The sequence below is a fragment of the Kandleria vitulina DSM 20405 genome (assembly GCF_000702065.1).
GTDB lineage: Bacteria > Bacillota_I > Bacilli_A > Erysipelotrichales > Coprobacillaceae > Kandleria > Kandleria vitulina.
On sequence record NZ_JNKN01000064.1, the window covers coordinates 1 to 3,430 of the forward strand.

The following is a 3,430-nucleotide window of genomic DNA, read 5'->3' on the forward strand; positions in this document are numbered from 1 at the left end:
CAATTGATCCAGCAATAGTTGAATAAAGGTCAGTTCCTGTAGAAGAGATCACAACATTAGTAAATGTGGAGTTGTTCCCTCCCCCATGATCAGCATGAAGCACTAAGGCTGTATCAAGCACTTCTGCTTCTTTTGGTGTAAAACGTCCATCTTTTCTTAATAGATGTAGAATCTGTTCAGCAATAGATAGACTTGGGTCAATATGGTGGATTACCAATGAATCATGATCATATGAGTGAATCTTTGTAGCATATGTATAACATACAATCACTGGAATCTTGGCAATAAGGTTAATTCCTTTTTCTAATGTATCTACAATATCTGTACTATCTGGGTTATATTTATCGTATCGATAAAGCATCAATACTTCCTGTTGAAGCTTATTCATTAAATTCTTTGAAGGGAAACTTAAAATACTTCCTTCAAGATAATGGTCAGGCAAATGATATCGGTGAGAAATAACCGCCTTGAATTCTTCAAGTTCCTGCTTAGTTGGAAGATGTCCAAATAAAATAAGGAAACATGTTTCTTCAAAACAGAATCTTTTATCCTGACTGTGGGCAAGATAATCAGAGACTTCAATACCACGATAATAGAGACGCCCCATACATGGCTTAACATGACCTTCTTCGTCTTTTTCATATCCAACGACATCAGAAATTCTTGTTAATCCTACAAGTACCCCTGTACCATCATCGTTTCTTAAGCCTTTCTTTACAGAATATTTATTATAAAGTTCGTTTGGGATTTGTTCATCCTCGAGCATTCTTTCAAAACTTCTTTTGATTATGTTGCTCATTCTACTACCCCCTTAATCATATTTTTATCCATTATATCATTTCATTTAATAATTGTATACAATTATTTTACGAAATTACTCTTCATTTTATTTAAAATACAAAATATCAATACGTAATTTATGGTATATAGAATTTCAGATAAAATATTTTTTTGCCTGTTTTATAACATTTCTTAATCTCATCTTATTGATTATATTCGTAAAGAGTGCTGTCATAATAAATGACGATAATGCAAGTGGAATGACAAGTATGCTATGGAAATCAAATAAAGAATAAATAGATAAATATTTAGATAAGAAAACCAAGGCGACTACAACACATACGCTGCAGATTCCAAAGATTGCTTTTCGATATTTATTTAATGGAAGACATACCTTATATAGCACAATAAAACTTACAAGAACTGTCATATAGTAGCTTAATGTATTAAATGTTCTCATATTTAATGAGAGATAACTTGTCATAAACAATGATAATAGAACATAAAAAATAATGGATAGGCCACATGGCAATGCTGTATTGAGCACATGACGCAAGAATCCCTTACTTTGCATATCGACATCTTTTTCTAGCGTGATAAAAAATGATGGATAGCCAATCGCAAAGCTGCTGATGATGGATAACTGGAACGGTGTAAAAGGATAGGCCTTGCCGATAAGAGAGAAGATCAGTGATAATCCCGTTGAATAAATTGTCTTTGTTAAATAGAGAGCACTGACTTTTTCAATATTGGCCACAATTGTGCGTCCTTCTTTAAAAATATCTTTCATTGAAGAAAACTGTGAATCCAATAAAACAATATGTGCAGAATGCTTAGCAGCATCTGCCCCATTAGCCATCGCAATACCGCAATCAGATTCCTTGATGGCCAATACATCATTGACACCATCTCCTACCATTGCGACGATATGTTCTTTCTTTTGAAGCGCCTGAATGATTAGTTCTTTTTGTTCTGGTTTAACACGTCCAAAGACCTGATAGTCATCAATGATCTTTGATAGAGATGCAATATCATCTGGTAATTTGGAGGCATCAATATAGCGGTCTCCCTTTTTCAATCCCGCCATCATGCATACACGCGATACAGTTATAGGATTATCTCCAGATAATACCTTAATGTCCACTCCTTCTTTTTCAAAGAAGGCAAATGTATCTTTGGCATCTTCCTTAATAATATCACTAATGACAATAAGAGCCATTGGCACAAAATCATCGTATGTTTCTTTATGACGATGAATCCTTGATGCCTCCCCTAACATGAGCACTCGATACCCAGCATAAGAATAATCCGCGACAAGCTTGAGAATAGTTGTGTCCGTCGTTAAATATTCAGGAGCACCTAGGACATAGGAACAGCCGTTATCGTACGTTACAGCCTGAAATTTACGGTCAGAGGAGAAAGGAATGAACTTGACGCTTTGCAGGTGATGTTCTTCATGGAAATACTGGCGCAAAGCGGCCTGGGTCATATTGCCTTCTTCTCCGTTATCCACAAAGGCGCTCATGACTTCATTGACCTTTTGATCATCATATCCAAGATCATAAAAGATAACGGTATTATTGACACGAAGCTCACCTGTGGTGATCGTTCCAGTCTTATCTAAGCATAGCGTATCAACCCTAGATAATGCTTCAATGGATTCCATCTGTTGGACTAGTGCCTGCTTCTTAGCTAGGCGACCAACCCCTAATACAAACGAGACTGACGTAAGCAAGACTAAACCTTCTGGAATCATTCCTACAACGCCTGCTACGGTCTTTACAATGGCATCTGAGATATCCGCATTGGCATTGTACTGCGCACGAAAGAGCATCAGTCCAACGGGCACGATAATAATGCTTAAGACCTTAATAACCTTCTCAATCGCATCCTTCATTTCTGAAGTCGCATTGTTCTTCTTTTTGACTTTCATCAAAAGCTCGGATGAATAATTATCGTCACCGACTTTTTCTGCTTTTACCATCCCACTTCCGCTTGTGACAAAGGTTCCCGCAAGAACATGGGTTCCCTTTACTTTTTTTACCGGCTTGCTTTCACCGGTAAGCAATGCTTCATTGACTTCAAAGTATCCATCTAAAACAGCTGAATCACATGGAATCTGTGTTCCTACTTTTAAGGTATAGACATCATCTAAGACAAGCTTATCACTGTTGATGATTTCATCCTGCCCATTTCGTCTTACAAGAACACTTTGATCCATGACAATGGATAACTCATCAATTGTCTTTTTGACCTTCAATTCCTGAATAATACCAATAATTGTATTAAAGAAGACAACCCCAATAAAGGTAAGATTAATATAGCGACCAGAAAAGACAATCATCATCGCCAAGAAAAGATTAAGTCCATTAAAGTATGTAAAAACATGCTCAAAGACAATCTGCTTTTTTGTCTTTGAAATATCCTTAGCTGATGTATTGATCTGTCCTTTTTGTATACGTTCATTGACTTCATTATAATTTAATCCGTTCATATAGCATAACCTCTTAAATTCTATTATAATGTCCCTTCATGAATTAAGTATGACACAAAACAAAAAAACTTCTAGAGATTTCTCTAGAAGTTAATCATCAAATGGCGCAGGTTGAGGGATTCGAACCCCCGCGGGACTTTCATCCCCTGTCGGTTT

General features: G+C 36.4%; 2 protein-coding genes. Both read right to left on the minus strand.

Features of this window, described 5'->3' with window-relative positions; genetic code table 11:
• The coding region (locus T513_RS0109485; protein ID WP_035877085.1) for a citrate/2-methylcitrate synthase at positions 1–799 on the minus strand (799 nt) is incomplete at its 3' end.
• A 135-nt stretch (positions 800–934) separates the two neighbouring features.
• Positions 935–3,274, minus strand: a complete 2,340-nt coding sequence (locus T513_RS0109490; RefSeq protein ID WP_051654432.1) for an HAD-IC family P-type ATPase — start codon at positions 3,272–3,274, stop codon at positions 935–937.
• Positions 3,275–3,430 lie beyond the last annotated feature (156 nt).